The organism is Faecalimonas hominis, from assembly GCF_054660755.1.
Genome location: NZ_BAAHSH010000002.1, coordinates 17,732 through 36,589 on the forward strand (window position 1 = coordinate 17,732; position 18,858 = coordinate 36,589).

The following is an 18,858-nucleotide window of genomic DNA, read 5'->3' on the forward strand; positions in this document are numbered from 1 at the left end:
GCAAATATTACTGTTAAGAAGAAATTCTTAGTGAATCATAATACACAGAAAGGGAGAAATAAGATGAAACAGATAAAAAAGACAGTAGTAGCGTTATTGTGCGTATGCATGCTTTTTGCAGTTGGCTGCGGAACAAAGGAAAATGCAAACAACAATGGTAACACAACAACAAACACCGATAAGAAAAATACAGACGGTGACGGAGTTATGGAAGATGTAGGACGGGGCATTGATAACGGGGTTCGAGATGTCGTAGACGGTGTGGAAGACACGGTAGATAATGTTACAGGAAATAATCGAAATAACACAAATAACAATACAAATAACAGCGCTGATAATACACCAACAAAATAAGTTAGAAGGGAAAGAGTGGGGCGAAATGCAACACTCTTTTTTTGTATTCCCCATAAAGACATTTGTAAGAGAAAATGGTTGAATTGACGTATGTATAGTGATAAAATGGAACATAGTTGGACTTCGGGAAAGGACACCGAAGATTCTTGAATTTTCAAACAAGGAGAAAGATATGGGCTTATTAGAAAAAATTTTTGGTACACACAGCGAACATGAATTAAAGCGTATTTATCCGATTGTCGATAAGATTGAAGCATTAGAACCGGATATGCAGAAATTATCAGATGAGGAATTGCGGGATAAAACAAAAGAATTTAAAGAAAGACTGGCAAAGGGAGAAACGCTTGATGATATTTTACCGGAAGCATTTGCCACAGTAAGAGAAGCCGCTGTCCGTACATTACATATGAGACATTATAGAGTACAGTTAATTGGTGGAATTATTCTCCATCAGGGACGTATTTCCGAGATGAGAACAGGTGAAGGTAAAACTTTGGTTTCTACATTACCTGCATATTTGAATGCGTTGGAAGGCAAGGGAACACATATCGTTACAGTCAATGACTATTTGGCAAAGCGTGATGCTGAGTGGATGGGACAGGTACATGAGTTCCTCGGACTGACAGTCGGCGTTGTTTTGAACTCTATGGACAATGACGAACGCCGTGAAGCGTATAACTGCGATATTACATATGTGACAAATAATGAACTTGGTTTCGATTATTTGAGAGATAACATGGTTATTTATAAAGAACAGTTAGTACAGAGAGGGCTTCATTTTGCCGTAATCGATGAGGTTGACTCCGTATTGATTGATGAGGCGAGAACACCGCTTATTATTTCAGGACAGAGCGGAAAATCTACAAAATTATATGAAGCATGCGACATTTTAGCAAGACAGATGGAACGCGGAGAGGCGAGCGGAGAATTCTCTAAGATGAATGCCATTATGGGAGAGGAAATCGAGGAGACAGGCGACTTTATCGTAAATGAGAAAGAAAAGAACGTAAGCCTTACGGAAGACGGTGTGAAGAAAGTAGAAAAATTCTTCCACTTGGAAAACTTAGCAGATCCTGAAAACTTAGAAATTCAGCATAATGTTATTTTAGCGCTTCGTGCCCATAACTTAATGTTCAGAGATCAGGATTACGTTGTTACTCCTGAAGGAGAAGTTATGATTGTCGATGAATTTACCGGACGTATTATGCCGGGACGCCGTTATTCTGACGGACTTCATCAGGCGATTGAAGCAAAAGAACATGTAAAGGTTAAGAGAGAAAGTAAAACGCTTGCGACAATTACTTTCCAGAATTTATTTAATAAGTACAAAAAGAAAAGTGGTATGACAGGTACTGCCCTGACAGAAGAAAAAGAGTTCCGCGATATTTACGGAATGGACGTTGTTGAGATTCCGACAAATCTTCCTGTACAGAGAAAAGATTTGGACGATGCCGTATATAAGACAAAAGAAGAAAAATTCCAGGCGGTTGTCGACGCAGTTGTGGAAGCGCACGCAAAAGGACAGCCGGTTCTTGTTGGTACAATTACCATTGAAACTTCTGAACTGTTGAGCAGAATGTTGAAAAAAGAAGGAGTTCCTCATAACGTATTGAATGCGAAATTCCATGAGATGGAAGCGGAGATTGTTGCTCAGGCAGGTGTGCATGGTGCGGTAACTATCGCTACAAACATGGCAGGTCGTGGTACGGATATTAAACTGGACGATGATGCAAAGAATGCAGGAGGATTGAAAATCATCGGTACGGAACGCCATGAATCAAGACGTATTGACAATCAGCTGCGAGGACGTTCAGGACGTCAGGGAGATCCGGGTGAATCAAGATTTTACATTTCATTGGAAGATGATTTGATGAGACTGTTCGGTTCAGAGAAACTTATGGGTGTATTTAATACACTTGGAGTGGAGGACGGAGAGCAGATAGAACATAAGATGCTTTCAAATGCCATAGAAAAAGCACAGAAGAAGATTGAAAATAACAACTTTGGTATTCGTAAAAACCTGTTGGAATACGATCAGGTAATGAATGAACAGAGAGAGATTATTTACGAGGAAAGACGCCGCGTGTTAGACGGAGAGAGTATGAGAGATTCTATCTATCATATGATTACGGAGTATGTGGAAAATCTTGTAGATGCATGCGTATCTCCTGATTTGGATTCAGACGAGTGGGATTTGGCAGAGTTAGAAAGAAGCCTTCTCACAACAATTCCAATGACATTTGTTACTCCGGACGAAGTGAAAAACATGCGTCAGAAAGAATTGAAACATGTATTGAAGGAAAGAGCCGTAAAAGCGTATGAGGCAAAGGAGGCTGAATTCCCTGAAATTGAACATTTAAGAGAAGTAGAGCGTGTTATTTTATTAAAAGTTATCGATGCAAAATGGATGGATCACATTGATGATATGGATCAGTTGCGTCAGGGTATCGGACTTCAGGCATATGGTCAGAGAGATCCGCTTGTAGAATATAAAATGCTCGGATACGATATGTTTGGAGCAATGACAAATGCCATTGCAGAAGATACGGTACGTCTGTTATTCCACGTTAGAATAGAGCAGAAAGTAGAAAGAGAACAGGTTGCACAGGTGACAGGTACAAACAAAGATGACACATCTGTGAAAGAACCTAAGAAGAGAGAAGAAAAGAAAGTATATCCAAACGATCCATGCCCATGTGGAAGCGGAAAGAAATACAAACAGTGCTGTGGACGAAAATAGTTAAAAAAGAGGTGAAAATATGGTTGAATTAGATCAGTTCAAAAGTGTCATGAACTCCTATGAAGAGCCATTAAACGAATTGAGGGATTCACTTTGACCTGCAGGGAAAACAGGACAGAGTGGAAGAACTGCAAAAGAAAATAGAAGAGCCGGGATTCTGGGAGGATACGGAGACCTCTCAGAAGATTATGCGTGAATTGAAAGGACTTCAGAGTTTTTTGGAGAATGCAGAAAGTCTGCTCACAAGTTATGAAGACATCGCAATGCTGATTGAGATGGTTTACGAGGACAACGATGAGAGTATGGTTGGAGAAATTCGCAGGGAAATCCGACAGTTTGAAAAAAATTTTGAGGAAATCCGCATCAATACACTGCTTTCAGGACCGTATGATAAAGATAATGCAATCGTAACCCTTCATGCGGGAGCAGGGGGAACGGAATCGTGTGACTGGGCGAGTATGCTCTATCGAATGTACAGCAGATGGGCGGAGAGAAAAGGATTTTCCATTTCCGTATTGGATTATCTGGACGGGGATATTACGGGGATAAAAACCGTTACGTTTGAAGTGAATGGGGAAAACGCATACGGATACCTGCAGTCGGAGAAAGGTGTTCACAGACTGGTGCGTATTTCACCGTTTAATTCAGCGGGAAAACGACAGACTTCATTTGCGTCCTGCGATGTTATACCGGACATAGAAGATGAGATTGATATTGAAATCAATGAAGATGATTTGAAAGTGGATACATACAGAGCGAGTGGTGCGGGTGGACAGCATGTAAACAAAACTTCTTCCGCTATCCGTATTACACATTTACCTACGGGGATTGTCGTGCAGTGTCAGAACGAACGGTCACAGCATTCTAACCGTGAGAAAGCCATGCAGATGCTGAAAGCAAAACTGTACCTGATCAAGCAGCAGGAACAGGCTGACAAAGTATCAGACATACGTGGCGAAGTAAAGGAAATCGGATTTGGAAATCAGATACGCTCTTATGTTATGCAGCCATATACCTTGGTGAAAGACCACCGCACAAATGTGGAAAATGGAAATGTAACTGCGGTATTGGACGGAGATATAGAGCCGTTTATTAACGCATACCTGAAAAAACGGAATGAAGATGAGATGTAATGAAGGCGAAAGGAAGGTGTGGCATGGATTCAAATTACTATGTCATTAAGAAAAAAGCAGTTCCTGAGGTACTTCTAAAAGTGGTAGAGGTAAAAAGATTGCTTGCGGCGGAGCGTTTTATGACGATTCAGGAAGCGACAGAGAAAATAGGGCTGAGCCGAAGTTCTTTTTATAAATATAAAGATGATATTTTCCCATTCCATGAAAATGAGAAGGGACAGACGATTACTTTAGCAATTCAGATGGACGACATGCCGGGGCTTCTTGCTGAGATTTTGCAGGAGATTGCGAAGTATAAAGCCAATATTCTTACGATTCATCAGAGTATACCGTTAAATAGAGTTGCCACACTGACAATCAGTGTGGAAATTCTTTCTACGACGGGAAATATTTCGGATATGGTGAATGAGATAGAGAATAATGAAGGCGTACATTATTTAAAGATTGTGGGCAGGGAGTGATACAGATGATAAAGATAGCAGTATTGGGCTACGGAACGGTGGGCTCAGGTGTTGTGGAAGTGCTGGAAAAGAACAGGGAAATTATTGCAAAACGTGCGGGTGAAGAGATTCAGGTAAAGTATGTTTTGGATAGAAAAGATTTTTCCGGTACACCGATAGAAAATATAATTGTGAATGATTTTGAGCAGATTGTTCAGGACGAAGAAATCAAAATAGTTGTGGAAGTGCTGGGAGGCGTTGAGCCTGCATACATTTTTGTAAAACGTTCTTTAGAGGCCGGGAAAAGCGTAGTGACTTCCAACAAAGAATTGGTGGCTCAGTGCGGATCAGAACTTTTGGAAATTGCCATGAACAATGGCGTAAACTTCTTATTTGAGGCAAGCGTAGGCGGAGGTATTCCGATTATCCGTTCTCTTCATCAGGCGCTGACAGGTGATGAAATTGAAGAGATTACCGGAATTTTAAATGGAACAACCAACTATATGATGACAAAAATGTTCAATGAAGGCGCGGAATATGATGAAGTATTAAAAGAGGCACAGGACAAAGGTTATGCGGAGAGAAATCCCGAGGCGGACGTGGAGGGGCATGATGCCTGCAGAAAGATTGCGATTTTATCTTCGGTTATTTCCGGAAAATGTGTGGATTACAAAGAAATTTACACGGAAGGCATTGCGGAAATTACGGCAACGGACATGAAATATGCAAAAAAACTGGGAAGAACCATTAAACTTCTTGCTTCGGCAAAAAGAGACGGAGATAAGATAAGCGCTATGGTTTGTCCATGCCTGTTAAATGACAGTCACCCGCTTTATCATGTGGACGGAGTATTTAATGCCGTATTTGTGCGAGGAAACATGTTGGGCGATGCGATGTTTTACGGCAGCGGTGCTGGAAAACTTCCTACGGCAAGTGCGGTTGTTGGAGATGTGGTAGATGCAGCGAAGAACATGGGAAGAACTGTTATGCCTGTATGGACAAACGAGAAGATTTCTCTGACAGACAAGGCGGATACAGAGAAAAAATTCTTTGTCAGAATAAAAGGCACACCGGAAGAATATGCTGAGAAAATTGAAGGGGTATTCGGAAAGACGGAAACGATTGTGTTGGAAAACGTTGAAGGTGAGTTTGGATTTATGACAGAGAAAATAAAAGAAAGTGTTTATGAAGAAAAAGCGTCGCAGTTTTCCAATATTCTGCATATGATGCGTGTGGAGGAATAGAATGACTTTAGTGAGAGTTGACCGTGAGGGCAGGAGGAATTTATGTTAATTGTAAAGAAATTTGGAGGGAGTTCCGTAGCGAATAAAGAGAGAATCTTTAATGTTGCGAAACGTTGTATAGAAGATTGGCAAAAAGGAAATGACGTTGTTGTCGTACTTTCGGCAATGGGAGATACGACAGATGAACTGCTTGCGAAAGCGACAGATATTAATCCGAGAGCGACAAAACGTGAGTTGGATATGCTGTTGACAACAGGTGAGCAGGTGTCCGTATCGCTTATGGCGATGGCAATGCAGGCGATGGGAGTTCCGGCAATTTCCCTGAATGCGTTTCAAATTTCCATGCAGTCTACTTCAAAGTACGGAAATGCACGGTTTAAGCGAATTGACACAGACCGCATTACACATGAATTGGAAAATAGAAAAATTGTTATCGTAACCGGATTTCAGGGCGTTAATAAATACGATGATTACACAACACTCGGAAGAGGCGGATCAGATACGACGGCAGTCGCTCTGGCGGCAGTATTGCACGCTGATGTCTGTGAAATTTTCACAGATGTGGACGGGGTGTATACGGCAGACCCGAGAGTTGTCAAAAATGCGAGAAAATTAGAGGTAGTCACCTATGATGAAATGTTGGAACTTGCCACATTGGGAGCAAAAGTTCTTCATAATCGTTCAGTGGAAATGGCGAAAAAATATGGTGTGACGCTGATTGTACGTTCAAGTTTAAACAATGAAGAAGGAACGATAGTGAAGGAGGCAGTGAAGAAAATGGAAAAAATGCTAATCACAGGTGTGGCAGGTGACAAAAATACGGCGAGAGTGTCCGCAATCGGTGTGAAAGACGAGCCGGGTATTGCGTTCAGTCTGTTCCACACTCTTGCAAAAAATAACATTAACGTAGAGATTATTTTACAGTCTGTCGGAAGAAACGGGACAAAAGATATTTCCTTTACCGTTTCGCAGGACGATTTACAGGCGACGATTGAATTGTTGGAAGAAAAGAAAGAAGTATTGACAATTCAGGAAATCGGATACGATGAGAATGTGGCAAAAATCTCCATTGTAGGTGCGGGAATGATGAGCAATCCGGGTGTGGCGTCCAGAATGTTCGAGGCACTTTACAATTCAAGAGTCAATATAAAGATGATTTCCACTTCAGAAATCCGCATTACCGTGTTGATTGATGAAAAAGATGTGGACAGAGCATTAAATGCCGTTCACGAAGAATTTAACCTTGGGGAATAGAAAAGAGCCTGCTTCTTTAAAGAAGCGGGCCTTTTTGACTTAGAGAACTGTTCTGATAGTCGGAAGAAAACGTAACGTCCTCACCGAACCAGTCCGGCGGGAGAAAATGATTGGCGGACATTTCGTCGGGAAATTCCACTTCAGCCAAAATAAGCGGAGAAAATTCTCCTAAAAAACAGTCAAGTTCTATTGTGAGACGTTCGTTGTAAGGAATTCTGTATCGAACCTTTGTAATCAGATGTCCGTCAATTTTAGGTTTTAAATGCTCATACGCGGATTGAGTGAGAGGGAGATTATATTCTTCCCGAATCATAAGTCCTTTTGATTTGTAGGTCAGTTCGTATTTTTCCCCGTCTTTTCGTATGCGGATAACCGGCTCTGTGGACAAATATCCCTGTTCGATTGTCCGATGGGGATAAGCGGAAAGATTTTCGGGAAGACGGCTGACTAAAAATTTTTTTTCAATTTCCATATGTATTTCAACCTTTCTAATGTATGAAAAATGTTTTCTCTGACGAATATCATAATATAGCGCGGAGAAAATGTAAACATTTGCTTTTTTCCCTATTGTCTGCTAAAATGCAGGTAATCTGTATAAGGAGGAAAAAGATATGGAGAAAAAAGTATGTGTATTTCTTGCCGACGGATTTGAAGAAATTGAAGGGCTGACTGTTGTGGATATATTAAGAAGAGCAGATATAAAGGTTGAGACGGTATCCGTGACAGGTGAAAAGGAGATACATGGATCACATGAGATAAACGTACAGGCAGATACGTTGTTTGAAGAGGCAAATTTTGAAAATGCCGAGATGCTTGTTCTTCCGGGAGGAATGCCGGGGACAATCCGTTTGCAGGAACACAGAGGTCTTGAAGCGTTGCTGAGAAAATTTTACGGAAGCAAAAAATATATTGCCGCTATCTGTGCTGCCCCAACCGTTTTTGGAAAACTGGGATTTTTGGAAGGGAGAAAGGCTACATGCTATCCGGCAATGGAAGAAGGACTTGTCGGAGCGGACGTAATAAGAGATATGGTTATCGTTGACGGCCATGTTGTGACGAGCAGAGGAATGGGAACGGCAATTCCGTTTGCACTGGCGCTTGTGGAATTGCTTGCAGGAAGTGAAAAGGCAGAAGAAATAAGAGAATCTATCATTTATGGATAAGGAGAACAGAATGAAACGATTAAAACAGGGAATAGTGATTATCTTGTGCTGCAGCCTTATGATTGGAATGACAGCCTGCGGGAAATTTGACGCCAAAGGTTATGTGCAGGCACTGTTGGACCACAGATTTCAGGGTGACACGGAGAAGTTGCTTAAGTTTGATAAAGACAGTGAGGCAAAAAAACTGAAGGAAGATTATGAACAGTATATTCAGATGTTCTCGCAGGGATTGACGGAAGGGCTGAATGCCAGCGGAGAAATGGAAGACAAATTTTATAAGGTATGTAAAGAAATTTTCCGTTCCATGAAGTACAATGTGACAAAAGAAGAAAAAGTCAGCAGCGATGAATACAAAGTGACTGTGGAAATCCAGCCGACGGATATATTTGTAAAATGGAAATCAATGTTAAAAGAAAGTATGGCGGAAATTCAACAGAAATCTGAGCATGGTGAGTATAAGGGGACAGAGGAAGAGATTCTTCAACTGATGCTTCTGGACATAACGGCACAGTCATATGAATTGCTGGAAACTGCATACACAGAAGCGTCTTACGGAGAGAAAGAATCGGTTACTCTGACAATAAAAAAAGGTGAAAATAAGGAATTTGCTCCAAAAGAGGAAGAAATCTCCGATTTAATCACGAAAATACTGCGTTTAGATGCAATTCAAGACTAGAAATTTATAAGAGATTATGATATACTACGCTAATGAGTGTGAAAGAAGAAAGCCAAAAGGCGTTTTTCATATAAGGAGGAAAAGGTAAATGAGTTTACAAGTAGAAAAATTAGAGCACAATATGGCAAAACTTACAGTAGAAGTTTCAGCAGAAGAATTTGAAAAAGCACTTAACGGTGCATATATGAAACAAAGAGGAAAAATCAGCATTCCGGGATTCCGTAAAGGTAAAGTACCTCGCCAGATGGTAGAAAAAATGTACGGAGTGGAAATTTTCTATGATGATGCAGCAAATGCAATCATTCCGGAAGCATATGCGAAAGCATACGATGAGTCTGAGTTAGAAATCGTTTCTCAGCCAAAAATCGAAGTAGTACAGATTGAAAAAGGAAAACCATTTATTTTCACGGCAGAAGTTGCTTTAAAACCGGAAGTAACTTTAGGTGAATACAAAGGATTAAAAGTTGACAAATACTCTAACAGAGTAACTCAGAAAGAAGTAGAAGAAAGACTTGTACAGGAACAGGAAAAGAATGCAAGAACAATCGCAGTAGAAGGACGTCCTGTACAGGATAAAGATGAAGTTGTATTAGACTTTGAAGGATTTGTTGACGGTGTTGCATTTGAAGGCGGAAAAGGAGAAAACTATCCGTTGACAATCGGTTCAGGAGCATTTATTCCTGGATTTGAAGAACAGTTAATTGGTGCAGAAGCAGGTAAAGAAGTGGAAGTAAACGTAACATTTCCACAGGAATACCACGCACCTGAATTAGCAGGAAAAGCAGCAGTATTCAAATGCACGGTAAACGAAATCAAAGCAAAAGAACTTCCTGAATTAGACGATGAATTTGCAGCAGAAATTTCTGAGTTCGATACATTAGATGAATTAAAAGCAGACATCAAAGCAAAAATCAAAGAACAGAAAAATGCTGACGGAAAGAGACAGAAAGAAGATCAGGCTATGGAACAGGTTGTAGAAAACGCAACTATGGATATTCCGGAAGCAATGATTGATACACAGGTACGCCAGATGGCAGATGATTTTGCACAGAGAATGCAGCAGCAGGGATTAAACATGGAACAGTACTTCCAGTTTACGGGAATGACAGCAGAAAAAATGCTTGAAGAATTAAGACCACAGGCTGTAAAACGCATTCAGACAAGATTAGTGTTAGAAGCAATTGTAAAAGCAGAGAACATCGAAATTACAGATGAGAGAATCGATGAAGAATTAGCAAAAATGGCTGAAGCATACAAGATGGAAGTAGAAAAATTAAAAGAATTCATGGGTGAAAATGAAAAAGCACAGATGAAGATGGATCTTGCAGTGCAGGAAGCAGTAACATTAGTAGTGGATAACACAGTAGAAAAATAATCAATAGTATTTCAAATAAGGAGGCAGCATGATGAGTTTAGTACCTTATGTTATTGAGCAGACAAGTCGCGGTGAACGTTCCTACGATATTTATTCAAGACTTTTGAAAGACAGAATTATCTTTCTTGGAGAGGAAGTAACAGATGTGTCGGCAAGTATTATCGTGGCACAGTTGTTACATCTTGAAGCGGAAGACCCTGAAAAAGATATTCAGTTATATATCAACAGCCCGGGTGGTTCTGTAAGTGCAGGGTTAGCAATCTATGATACGATGCAGTATATTAAATGTGATGTATCTACAACATGTATAGGAATGGCTGCGAGCATGGGTGCATTTTTGTTGGCAGGAGGAGCAAAGGGAAAACGTTTTGCACTTCCAAATGCTGAGATTATGATTCACCAGCCATTAGGTGGAGCACAGGGGCAGGCAACAGAAATTCAAATCGCTGCAGAACATATTTTAAAAACACGTCAGAAATTAAATGAAATTTTAGCCGAGAGAACAGGTAAGAGTTTCGAGCAGATTTCTGCAGATACAGAAAGAGATAATTTTATGTCTGCCAAAGAGGCAGAAGAATATGGCTTAATCGACAAAGTAGTTGTAAGCCGCTAATAAGAACAAAGGGGGTGTCTGGCAGACATCTCCTTTGCGTGTAAAAAAGAGGTGAAAGTATGGCGAAAGTGGACGAGGCAATCAGATGTTCATTTTGTAACAAATCACAGGCACAGGTGCGCAAATTAATAGCGGGACCGAATGGTGTATATATTTGTGATGAATGCATTGATGTTTGTTCAGAAATTATAGAAGAAGAACTGGAATACGAGGAAGACAATGGATTTGACGAAATTAATCTGCTGAAACCGGAGGAGATGAAAGCATTTCTTGATGATTATGTAATCGGACAGGACGAAGCGAAAAAAGTTTTATCGGTAGCTGTATATAATCATTATAAGAGAATTATGGCAGAGAAAGATTTGGGCGTGGAATTACACAAAAGTAATATTTTGATGTTAGGTCCTACAGGTTGTGGGAAGACATTGCTTGCTCAGACACTGGCAAAAGTTTTGAATGTACCGTTTGCAATCGCAGATGCAACTGCGCTGACTGAAGCAGGGTACGTCGGAGAAGACGTGGAGAATATTTTACTGAAGATCATTCAGGCGGCAGACGGAGATATTCAAAGAGCGGAATACGGAATTATTTACATTGATGAGATAGATAAAATCACGAGAAAATCAGAGAACCCGTCTATTACCCGAGATGTATCAGGTGAAGGCGTACAGCAGGCGCTTTTGAAAATTATTGAGGGAACAATCGCTTCCGTTCCGCCTCAGGGAGGAAGAAAGCACCCTCATCAGGAATTGATTCAGATAGACACAACAAATATTTTATTTATTTGCGGTGGAGCGTTTGAAGGAATTGATAAGATTATCGAAACACGCATTGACAAGAAATCCATCGGATTTAATGCGGAAATTGCAGAGAAACATGAGTATGACATCGACAGACTTCTCGGACAGGTATTACCGCAGGATTTAGTGAAATTCGGTCTTATTCCGGAACTTGTCGGACGTGTTCCTGTAACAGTTTCACTTGAAATGTTAGATGAAGAAGCATTGATTCGTATTCTGACAGAGCCAAAGAGTGCAATTGTAAAACAATATCAGAAATTATTAGAATTAGATGGTGTTGAATTAGTGTTTGATAAAGAGGCACTTGTGGAAATTGCAAAAACTTCGCTGGCGAGAAAGACGGGGGCAAGAGGACTGCGTGCCATTATGGAGAAGATTATGATGGATACGATGTATCATGTTCCGTCAGATGACAGTATTAAATACTGCAGAATTACGAAAGAAGTTGTGCAGGGAATCGGGGAACCGGTTTATGAGAGAGAAAATACGGAAGTAGTCAGTGCATAAACTTGAGAAGAAATTAAGACGGCGTTAATGGGCAACCAGAGAGCCGTCTTTTTGAATAGAGGGAAAACAGATGAATGAACAGATTAAGAGACTGCCTATGGTGGCGCTTAGAGGAATGACGATTCTGCCGAAAGAAGTCGTACATTTTGACGTGAGCAGGGAAAAGTCATTGGAGGCTGTCCAAAAGGCAATGGCAGAAGAACAACAGATTTTCCTGTTGACACAGAAATGTATAGAAACGGAAAATGTAACTCAGGACGATTTATATGAGATGGGTGTGGTAGCATCTGTTAAACAGATTGTGAAAATGCCGAAAAAGATTTTGCGCGTACTTGTGGAGGGAGAGCAGAGAGCAAAACTTAACGAACTTGTACAGACAGAACCTTATCTGGAGGCGGAAATCACTGTCTTGGAGGAATATCCGTTTGTGGAGGAAGAACCTGTAAAACAGGAGGCGATGATTAGAACGCTGCAGGAACTGTTTTTACAATATGCGGTGAAAACTCCAAAGTTGACAAAAGAGACTGTGGAGCAGATCGCGGGAATCGATGAGTTGAAAAGACTTGTGGACGAAATCAGCGCAAATGTGCCGTTTCGTTATGAAGATACGCAGAAGTTGCTTGAGGAAACAGATGCTTTAAAACGATATTTTCTTCTTGTAGAAAAGTTGGAAAATGAAATACAGGTGTCGAAGATTAAGGAAGAACTTCAGGAAAAGGTAAAGGCGCATGTAGATAAGCATCAAAAAGAATATTTGTTAAGAGAAGAGTTGAGAGTCATTCAGGAAGAACTGGGAGATGATTCTACAATCTCAGATGCAGATGAATTTGCAAAAGCGGTAAAAGAGTTGGACGCACCGGAGGAAGTGAAAGAGAAACTCCGCAAAGAAATCAGAAGATTTCGCAATACAATGAACGGTCCGGCAGAAAACGGAGTGACAAGAACATATATCGAAACGATGTTAGAAATGCCGTGGAACAAATCCGGTGAGGATAACTTAGATATTCATTATGCAAAAGAAATATTGGAAGGTGAACATTACGGGCTGGAGCAGGTGAAAGAGAGAATACTGGAATTTTTGGCAGTTTGTGCTTTAACTTCAAAGGGAAGCAGTCCGATACTCTGTCTGGTCGGTCCTCCGGGAACAGGGAAAACTTCCATTGCAAAATCACTGTCGAAGGCTTTACATAAAAAATATGTGCGTATCTCTCTCGGAGGTGTGAGAGATGAGGCGGAAATCCGAGGACACCGAAAAACATATGTGGGGGCAATGCCGGGACGCATTGCAAATGCGTTAAAAACAGCAGGAGTCAGAAATCCGCTTATGCTGCTGGACGAAATTGACAAAGTCAGCACAGATTATAAAGGGGATACATTTTCTGCATTACTGGAAGTTTTGGACAGTGAACAGAATGTAAAATTCCGAGACCATTATTTAGAAGTTCCACTTGATTTGTCGGAAGTATTATTTGTGACAACCGCAAATTCATTGCAGACAATTCCCAGACCACTGTTGGACAGAATGGAAATCATCGAGGTGACGAGTTATACAGACAATGAAAAATTCCATATTGCAGAGAGGCATCTTATTCCAAAGCAGTTGGAAAAACACGGTTTGGAAAAAGATATGCTCACGATAAGCAGGGGAGCAATATGGAAAATTTCCCACAATTATACGAGGGAAGCGGGTGTCCGTCAATTAGAGAGAAGAATCGGTGATATTTGCAGAAAATCGGCCCGGGAAATATTGGAAAAGAACAAACAGAAAATAAGAGTGACAGAGAGTAATCTGGAAAAATATCTTGGAAAAGAGAAGTATACTTATCAGAAAGCAAATGAGACAGATGAGGTTGGAATTGTTCGGGGACTCGCATGGACAAGCGTAGGAGGGGATACTCTGCAGATTGAAGTAAATGTGATGCAGGGAAAAGGCGAACTTATGCTGACAGGACAGTTGGGTGACGTGATGAAAGAATCAGCCAAAACCGGAATCAGTTATATCCGTTCCATTGCAAACGATGAAGATATTCCGAAAGAGTTTTTCGAGGAACATGACATTCATATTCACATACCGGAAGGTGCCGTACAAAAAGACGGTCCATCGGCGGGAATCTCTATGGCGACAGCCAATTTTTCGGCCATTACAAACCGAAAAGTGCGAGCAGATGTGGCAATGACGGGGGAGATTACTCTTCGCGGCCGTGTACTTGCAATCGGAGGATTAAAAGAAAAACTGCTTGCGGCTAAAGTTGCAGGCATTAAGACGGTTATTGTTCCGTTTGAAAATAAAAGAGATGTGGAAGAACTCTCTTCTGAAATTACAAAAGGATTGGAAATTATTCCGGTAAGTCATATGAGAGAAGTTTTGGAAATTGCACTTGTAAAAGAGTAGGAGGGCATATGGTAATTAAAAATGTAGAGTTGGAAATTGTGTGTGGAATCACAAGCAAACTGCCGGATACGGAGTTGATGGAAATTGCATTTGCAGGAAAGTCAAATGTAGGAAAATCATCATTGATTAACGCTTTGTTAAACAGAAAGTCACTGGCGAGAACATCTGCCACACCGGGAAAAACACAGACAATAAATTTCTATAATGTAAATAAAGAATTATATTTAGTTGACCTTCCGGGATACGGGTATGCGAAAGTATCTCCGAAGGAGAAAGAACAGTGGGGAAAACTGATTGAGAGATACTTGAATACATCAAAGAAACTGAGAGCAGTTTTCCTTTTGATAGATATACGTCATGAGCCGACGGCTAACGATAAAATGATGTATGACTGGATTGTATATCACGGTTACAATCCGATTATAATCGCAACAAAACTGGATAAGTTAAAGCGAAGTCAAATTCAAAAACATGTAAAAATGGTAAAACAGGGATTAAACTTAGTTCCGGGTACAAAAGTAATTCCATTTTCTTCCGTGACAAAACAGGGAAGAGAGGAAATCTGGGATTTAGTGAAAACGATGGAAGAAAGTGAAGATGACAGAACAGAATAGAAACTATTTAAAAGAAACACTTACATTTTGGAATGAGATTACAGAAGAAGAGCAGGAAATGATTATACAAAATACTGCTGTAGTAAAATATAAGCAGGGGCAAAATATTTACAATGCCCAGCAGGAGTGTGTCGGCGTACTTCTAATCAAAAAGGGAGAACTTAGAACTTATATTCTTTCGGAGGAAGGAAAGGAAGTTACGTTATACAGATTGGGAGAGGGAGATGTCTGCATTTTGTCTGCCTCCTGCATTTTGAAGAATATCACTTTTGATGTTCATGTAGATGCGGAGAAGGACAGTGAAGTGCTGCTTATCAATTCCCCGGCATATTCAGCATTAAGTCAGAAAAATATTTATGTGGAGGCGTTCACTCTGCGGCTGACGGCAGACAGATTTTCGGACGTGATGTGGGCGATGGAACAGATTTTGTTTATGAGTTTTGACAGAAGACTGGCGATTTTTCTATTAGACGAAACAGCAAAAACGGGAACAGATAATCTTTCACTTACGCATGAACAGATTGCGAAATATGTGGGTAGTGCAAGAGAGGTAGTGTCTAGAATGCTGAAATACTTTGCCAAAGAGGGTATGGTGGAACTTTCCAGAGGAAGTATTAAGATTGTGGATAGACAAAAGTTGAAGAAACTGTTGTAGAATAAAAGGGACTTTAGCGCTCTAAAATATAGTTAAAAAAGAAAAAAAGAATCTCCCAAGAAAAACAAGTGTAAAACACGAATTTTTATGGGAGATTCTTATTTTAAGATTTAGAGTTTAAATCAGTATGAACCGACATCATTTTTTATTAGCCAATTAATTCTAAAATTTCTTCTTTTGACTTTGCCCCTACTTCACGCTTTACGATTTCTCCGTCCTTAATTACCATAAGCGTAGGAATGCTGAGTACACGGAATTTCTTTGCCAATTCAGGCTGCTCGTCTACATTTACTTTGCAAATCTTTGCGTGAGTAACTTCTTCTGCCAGTTCTTTAATGATTGGGAGTACCATTTGGCAAGGTCCACACCATGTTGCCCAAAAATCAATTAATACAGGTTCGTCTGACTGCATAACTTCTGTTTCAAAATTATCTATTGTGATATTTAATGCTTCCATAATAAAATCTCCTTTTCCTTTGTATTTGTTATGGTTATTATAGTTGTTATGCCCTGTTTTATCTGTGACTATGTCACATAAAATGAAAAACTTTTCAAAATAATAAGTTTTTGATAGAATAAAAAGATAGAAATGGAGGAATGAGTATGGAAACAACTGTGACAAAGAACTTGATGACGGAAGGATCGATTTGGAAAAAGATAACATTTTTTGCATTGCCGATTTTCTTGGGAAATCTGTTTCAACAGATGTACAATACAGCGGACTCACTGATTGTCGGTAACTTTTTGGGAAGCAGTGCGCTGGCGGCGGTCAGTTCTTCCGGAAATCTTATTTTTCTGATGATTGGATTTTTTAACGGAATTTCCATTGGTGCGGGGGTAGTTATTGCAAGGTATTTCGGTGCGAGGAATAAGGAGAAAGTGGAAACGGCGGTACATACAACAGTCGCCTTTGGATTGGCTGCCAGCGTTGTTCTAACGATTGTGGGAGTTTTCTTTGCCCCGCAGATTTTGATTCTGATGGATACGCCGGCGAACGTTCTGCCTGAGTCAGTTACGTATTTCCGAATTTATTTTATGGGTTCGCTTGGATTTGTCATGTACAATGTTTTCGTGGGGGTTTTACAGTCCGTTGGAGACAGTAAACACCCATTATATTATCTCATTATTTCGTCGCTTATAAATGTTGTATTGGACCTTGTATTTATTGCAGGATTTCATTATGGAGTAGGGGCTGCGGCTTTGGCAACGACTATTTCCCAATTTGTCAGTGCATTTTTGTGTATGGGGCAACTGATGCGAACGAAGGAAGAGTATCGTTTGTGCCTGAGAAAAATTCGATTTGACAGAGAAATGTTGGGACAGATTATCCGCATTGGTTTACCGTCAGGTATTCAGAACTCTATTATTGCCATTGCAAATGTTGTTGTGCAGTCTAATATTAATGCGTTCGGAGAAACAGCGATGGCAGGGTGTGGTGCGTATTCTAAAATAGAAGGCTTTGGATTTTTGCCGATTACAAGTTTTACAATGGCATTGACGACTTTTGTAGGGCAGAATTTAGGAGCAAAGCAGGAAGAAAGAGCGAAAAAAGGAGCAAGGTTTGGAATACTTACAACAGTCGTTCTTGCGGAATTAATCGGAGTGCTTATATTTATTTTTGCTTCGCCGCTGACAAGAGCATTTGACAGTAATCCGGAAGTAATTATGTATGGCGTGGCGAGGGCGAGAACAGCGGCATTATTCTTCTGTCTGTTGGCATATTCTCACGCAATTTCGGCGGTACTTAGAGGTGCCGGGAAATCAATGGTTCCAATGATTGTCATGCTTATCTGCTGGTGTGTTATCCGAGTGACCATACTTGTTGTTTTCGGCAAACTGGTCGGTAAAATTGATATTGTATACTGGGTATATCCGATTACCTGGGGACTAAGTTCGATTATCTTTTTCATTTATTATAAGAAGGCAAATTGGCTGAATTCATTTAAGGAATAGGAGAGAAAGAGTATGAAATTACGAGAAGCAGGAATGCAAGATATATCTCAGATAAAAGAGATGTATAAAGATATTGTTTCTGAAATGGAAAAAAATGATATATATATTTGGGACGAAATTTATCCGTGTGAATTTTTGGAAGAGGATATAAAAAAGAAACAATTTTATATTTTAGTAAATGACAAAGGGGAAATGTTATCTGGATTTGCATTAAATTCTTTGCATGAGGGAGAAAAGAGCATTATCTGGGAGAACGAAAATGCAGATGTACGCTATATTGACCGATTAGGTGTTCATGTTAAGCATTTGCGAAAAGGTATAGGTTTACTTACTTTAAAAGAAGCGATTTCGCTTACAAAACAATTAGGTGGAGAGTATTTGCGGCTTTTTGTTGTGGATAACAATTTTCCTGCAATTATGCTTTACGAAAAGGCAGGATTTAAGAAAAGAGAAGGAATCTACGAGGAAAAGATCGATTCAGATTTATCTTTTAAAGAATACGGATATGAGGTAAAAACAATATAATTTTATATTTACATAGAATTCCTCTGTTTTTCTTTGAATATTTGCCTGAACAGGCAGTGAATTGTTTATTTATAACCGCAAATCCACGTGAAAGGATTTGCGGTTAGTAGAAATGTTTACATTTTAGAAATGAATTCTTCTAGAGAAGTTACTTGGCTTGCTGTTTGTATCCAATTCTTTAAAACTTCTTCATCTGTTTCTTTACTGATTTTTTTCTGAAGTTCATCTGGTAATACTCCGAATTTAGACAAAAACATGAATAGAATATCTGTCATACCTTTGAAAACGCCTTCTTTTCGCCCGACCTCTCGTTCGTCTTTCAGCAATTCTTCAAAAAGCATATATTTTTCCTCCATTTCCCTATTTTGTTTAATATGCTTTATAAATTTTTGTAGTTTCCTTGAGAGTATGAAACTTTTT

19 protein-coding genes are annotated in these 18,858 nt (G+C 39.9%); 16 read left to right on the forward strand and 3 right to left on the reverse strand.

Annotated features, from left to right (window positions below; genetic code table 11):
- Positions 1 to 63 precede the first annotated feature (63 nt).
- The 6 genes from ACYQ35_RS00175 to ACYQ35_RS00200 all read left to right on the forward strand — a co-directional run bounded on the left by ACYQ35_RS00175 (position 64) and on the right by ACYQ35_RS00200 (position 7,165).
- Complete coding sequence (locus ACYQ35_RS00175; RefSeq protein ID WP_459828990.1) at positions 64 to 354, forward strand: hypothetical protein; 291 nt, start codon at positions 64 to 66, stop codon at positions 352 to 354.
- Between the two features lie 172 nt (positions 355 to 526).
- Positions 527 to 3,094, forward strand: coding sequence for a preprotein translocase subunit SecA (secA, locus tag ACYQ35_RS00180; RefSeq protein ID WP_009460416.1), 2,568 nt, complete (start codon positions 527 to 529; stop codon positions 3,092 to 3,094).
- 19 nt (positions 3,095 to 3,113) lie between these two features.
- Positions 3,114 to 4,227 (forward strand): peptide chain release factor 2 gene (gene prfB / locus ACYQ35_RS00185; RefSeq protein ID WP_147625464.1). Its coding sequence is split into 2 segments (ribosomal slippage): positions 3,114 to 3,188 and positions 3,190 to 4,227, totalling 1,113 coding nucleotides; the frame shifts between segments, so codons are not numbered across the junction.
- Between the two features lie 23 nt (positions 4,228 to 4,250).
- A complete protein-coding gene (locus ACYQ35_RS00190) occupies positions 4,251 to 4,688 on the forward strand; it encodes an ACT domain-containing protein (protein ID WP_009460418.1) in 438 nt (145 codons plus the stop codon).
- A gap of 5 nt (positions 4,689 to 4,693) precedes the next feature.
- Positions 4,694 to 5,911, forward strand: coding sequence for a homoserine dehydrogenase (locus ACYQ35_RS00195; protein WP_009460419.1), 1,218 nt, complete (start codon positions 4,694 to 4,696; stop codon positions 5,909 to 5,911).
- 42 nt (positions 5,912 to 5,953) lie between these two features.
- The gene (locus tag ACYQ35_RS00200; RefSeq protein WP_009460420.1) at positions 5,954 to 7,165 is read left to right on the forward strand and encodes an aspartate kinase; all 1,212 of its coding nucleotides are present in this window, start codon (positions 5,954 to 5,956) and stop codon (positions 7,163 to 7,165) included.
- Between the two features lie 16 nt (positions 7,166 to 7,181).
- Here ACYQ35_RS00200 and ACYQ35_RS00205 read toward each other — a convergent pair whose 3' ends face one another.
- A complete protein-coding gene (locus ACYQ35_RS00205) occupies positions 7,182 to 7,637 on the reverse strand; it encodes a CYTH domain-containing protein (RefSeq protein WP_009460421.1) in 456 nt (151 codons plus the stop codon).
- Positions 7,638 to 7,776: 139 nt separating this feature from the next.
- On the opposite strand from ACYQ35_RS00205, the gene ACYQ35_RS00210 reads away from it, so the two are divergent.
- The 8 genes from ACYQ35_RS00210 (at position 7,777) to ACYQ35_RS00245 (ending at position 15,960) form a co-directional block, all read left to right on the forward strand.
- On the forward strand, positions 7,777 to 8,328 hold the full coding sequence (locus ACYQ35_RS00210; RefSeq protein ID WP_009460422.1) for a DJ-1 family glyoxalase III: 552 nt from the start codon (positions 7,777 to 7,779) through the stop codon (positions 8,326 to 8,328).
- Between the two features lie 10 nt (positions 8,329 to 8,338).
- Positions 8,339 to 9,004, forward strand: coding sequence for a hypothetical protein (locus ACYQ35_RS00215; RefSeq protein WP_459828997.1), 666 nt, complete (start codon positions 8,339 to 8,341; stop codon positions 9,002 to 9,004).
- Between the two features lie 88 nt (positions 9,005 to 9,092).
- Complete coding sequence (tig, locus tag ACYQ35_RS00220; protein WP_009460424.1) at positions 9,093 to 10,379, forward strand: trigger factor; 1,287 nt, start codon at positions 9,093 to 9,095, stop codon at positions 10,377 to 10,379.
- A 31-nt stretch (positions 10,380 to 10,410) separates the two neighbouring features.
- Positions 10,411 to 10,992, forward strand: a complete 582-nt coding sequence (gene clpP, locus ACYQ35_RS00225; RefSeq protein ID WP_009460425.1) for an ATP-dependent Clp endopeptidase proteolytic subunit ClpP — start codon at positions 10,411 to 10,413, stop codon at positions 10,990 to 10,992.
- A 59-nt stretch (positions 10,993 to 11,051) separates the two neighbouring features.
- A complete protein-coding gene (gene clpX, locus ACYQ35_RS00230) occupies positions 11,052 to 12,299 on the forward strand; it encodes an ATP-dependent Clp protease ATP-binding subunit ClpX (RefSeq protein ID WP_459829001.1) in 1,248 nt (415 codons plus the stop codon).
- A gap of 70 nt (positions 12,300 to 12,369) precedes the next feature.
- Positions 12,370 to 14,691: an endopeptidase La gene (lon, locus tag ACYQ35_RS00235; RefSeq protein WP_459829004.1), complete on the forward strand. Its 2,322-nt coding sequence runs from the start codon at positions 12,370 to 12,372 to the stop codon at positions 14,689 to 14,691.
- Positions 14,692 to 14,699: 8 nt separating this feature from the next.
- Positions 14,700 to 15,305 carry a ribosome biogenesis GTP-binding protein YihA/YsxC gene (gene yihA, locus ACYQ35_RS00240; RefSeq protein WP_009460428.1) on the forward strand — a complete coding sequence of 202 codons (606 nt, stop codon included), beginning with the start codon at positions 14,700 to 14,702 and terminating at the stop codon, positions 15,303 to 15,305.
- A complete protein-coding gene (locus ACYQ35_RS00245; RefSeq protein ID WP_459829007.1) occupies positions 15,289 to 15,960 on the forward strand; it encodes a Crp/Fnr family transcriptional regulator in 672 nt (223 codons plus the stop codon). Before yihA ends, ACYQ35_RS00245 begins: the two co-directional genes overlap by 17 nt.
- 148 nt (positions 15,961 to 16,108) lie before the next feature.
- Here ACYQ35_RS00245 and trxA read toward each other — a convergent pair whose 3' ends face one another.
- Positions 16,109 to 16,417 carry a thioredoxin gene (gene trxA / locus ACYQ35_RS00250; protein ID WP_459829010.1) on the reverse strand — a complete coding sequence of 103 codons (309 nt, stop codon included), beginning with the start codon at positions 16,415 to 16,417 and terminating at the stop codon, positions 16,109 to 16,111.
- A 146-nt stretch (positions 16,418 to 16,563) separates the two neighbouring features.
- Here trxA and ACYQ35_RS00255 point away from each other — a divergent pair, with 146 nt between their 5' ends.
- Positions 16,564 to 17,913, forward strand: a complete 1,350-nt coding sequence (locus tag ACYQ35_RS00255) for an MATE family efflux transporter (RefSeq protein WP_459829013.1) — start codon at positions 16,564 to 16,566, stop codon at positions 17,911 to 17,913.
- 12 nt (positions 17,914 to 17,925) lie between these two features.
- Entirely contained in the window at positions 17,926 to 18,438 is a 513-nt protein-coding gene (locus ACYQ35_RS00260; RefSeq protein ID WP_009460432.1) for a GNAT family N-acetyltransferase, read from the forward strand.
- A gap of 116 nt (positions 18,439 to 18,554) precedes the next feature.
- Here the strand turns inward: ACYQ35_RS00260 and ACYQ35_RS00265 are convergent, their stop codons facing one another.
- A complete protein-coding gene (locus ACYQ35_RS00265) occupies positions 18,555 to 18,779 on the reverse strand; it encodes a hypothetical protein (protein ID WP_459829016.1) in 225 nt (74 codons plus the stop codon).
- Positions 18,780 to 18,858: the final 79 nt, after the last annotated feature.

What these genes read in the sequence shown, in the direction of transcription:
- ACYQ35_RS00175 (WP_459828990.1), top strand. Translation starts at nt 64, where the DNA reads ATGAAACAGATAAAAAAGACAGTAGTAGCGTTATTGTGCGTATGCATG.
- secA (WP_009460416.1), top strand. Translation starts at nt 527, where the DNA reads ATGGGCTTATTAGAAAAAATTTTTGGTACACACAGCGAACATGAATTA.
- ACYQ35_RS00190 (WP_009460418.1), top strand. Translation starts at nt 4,251, where the DNA reads ATGGATTCAAATTACTATGTCATTAAGAAAAAAGCAGTTCCTGAGGTA.
- ACYQ35_RS00195 (WP_009460419.1), top strand. Translation starts at nt 4,694, where the DNA reads ATGATAAAGATAGCAGTATTGGGCTACGGAACGGTGGGCTCAGGTGTT.
- ACYQ35_RS00200 (WP_009460420.1), top strand. Translation starts at nt 5,954, where the DNA reads ATGTTAATTGTAAAGAAATTTGGAGGGAGTTCCGTAGCGAATAAAGAG.
- ACYQ35_RS00205 (WP_009460421.1), bottom strand. Translation starts at nt 7,637, where the DNA reads ATGGAAATTGAAAAAAAATTTTTAGTCAGCCGTCTTCCCGAAAATCTT.
- ACYQ35_RS00210 (WP_009460422.1), top strand. Translation starts at nt 7,777, where the DNA reads ATGGAGAAAAAAGTATGTGTATTTCTTGCCGACGGATTTGAAGAAATT.
- ACYQ35_RS00215 (WP_459828997.1), top strand. Translation starts at nt 8,339, where the DNA reads ATGAAACGATTAAAACAGGGAATAGTGATTATCTTGTGCTGCAGCCTT.
- tig (WP_009460424.1), top strand. Translation starts at nt 9,093, where the DNA reads ATGAGTTTACAAGTAGAAAAATTAGAGCACAATATGGCAAAACTTACA.
- clpP (WP_009460425.1), top strand. Translation starts at nt 10,411, where the DNA reads ATGAGTTTAGTACCTTATGTTATTGAGCAGACAAGTCGCGGTGAACGT.
- clpX (WP_459829001.1), top strand. Translation starts at nt 11,052, where the DNA reads ATGGCGAAAGTGGACGAGGCAATCAGATGTTCATTTTGTAACAAATCA.
- lon (WP_459829004.1), top strand. Translation starts at nt 12,370, where the DNA reads ATGAATGAACAGATTAAGAGACTGCCTATGGTGGCGCTTAGAGGAATG.
- yihA (WP_009460428.1), top strand. Translation starts at nt 14,700, where the DNA reads ATGGTAATTAAAAATGTAGAGTTGGAAATTGTGTGTGGAATCACAAGC.
- ACYQ35_RS00245 (WP_459829007.1), top strand. Translation starts at nt 15,289, where the DNA reads ATGACAGAACAGAATAGAAACTATTTAAAAGAAACACTTACATTTTGG.
- trxA (WP_459829010.1), bottom strand. Translation starts at nt 16,417, where the DNA reads ATGGAAGCATTAAATATCACAATAGATAATTTTGAAACAGAAGTTATG.
- ACYQ35_RS00255 (WP_459829013.1), top strand. Translation starts at nt 16,564, where the DNA reads ATGGAAACAACTGTGACAAAGAACTTGATGACGGAAGGATCGATTTGG.
- ACYQ35_RS00260 (WP_009460432.1), top strand. Translation starts at nt 17,926, where the DNA reads ATGAAATTACGAGAAGCAGGAATGCAAGATATATCTCAGATAAAAGAG.
- ACYQ35_RS00265 (WP_459829016.1), bottom strand. Translation starts at nt 18,779, where the DNA reads ATGCTTTTTGAAGAATTGCTGAAAGACGAACGAGAGGTCGGGCGAAAA.